The 820-nt window shown below is 32.2% G+C and carries 1 protein-coding gene; it reads left to right on the top strand.

Going from position 1 to position 820, the window contains the following annotated elements:
- Nucleotides 1-820, top strand: an 820-nt coding sequence (locus AC1DPZ_RS28290) for a GNVR domain-containing protein (RefSeq protein WP_477409808.1), incomplete at both ends; no start/stop codon positions are given.

Below are 820 nucleotides of genomic sequence, written 5' to 3'. Positions count from 1 at the left end.
TATTAAACTCACTCAATGCTTATATTTCTGATGAAAGCCAGGATAAAGTCGTTCCAGGGGGATTGTTACCTGATAATCCCCTGTTTGCCGGAATAATATCACAATATAACATTTTGATCCTTGAAAAAGAGAAGAATGATATAAGTAAAACACCTGATAATCCTTATACAAAAAATCTTAATTTACAAATCAGTGGTTTACGTAGTGATATGCGTAGAAACCTTGAAAATACTAAATCTGCATTATTAATCACCAAAAAAGATATTCAGTCTAAAGTTGACAAAGCTATGGGATTGATAGGAACAGTTCCAGCTAAAGAGAGAAATTTTCTGGATCTTTCCCGGCAGCAATTAATCACGCAAACATTGTATACCTTTTTGTTACAAAAACGTGAGGAGACCGCTATTTCAAAGACCTCTAATATTTCTAACTGCAAAGTTATCGAGCCAGCAAGTTCTTTTGGTCCTGTTAGTCCTATAAGAGCGAATGTTATACTCTATGGATTGCTGTTGGGGCTGTTTATTCCTTTATCAATACTTTATCTTTCAACAATTCTAAATTCAAGAATAATTTCTAAGGATGATATTACAAATAAAACAAGAATTCCAATCATTGGTGAAATTGGAAACAATGTTGATATTGAAGCTATTGTAGTAGGAAAAAATTCAAGGAGTGCTATTTCTGAACAATTCAGGGCATTAAGAACAAATTTATCTTTCTTTTTAAAAGAAAATGAAAAAACAATACTGCTCACATCAAGTATGTCGGGTGAAGGAAAATCTTTTATTTCATTAAATTTAGCAACTGTATTGGCCATATC

Source organism: Mucilaginibacter sp. P4_G9, from assembly GCF_056400985.1.
Note: the sequence above shows the minus strand (reverse complement) of the source record. Positions and strands in the feature narration are given on the sequence as shown.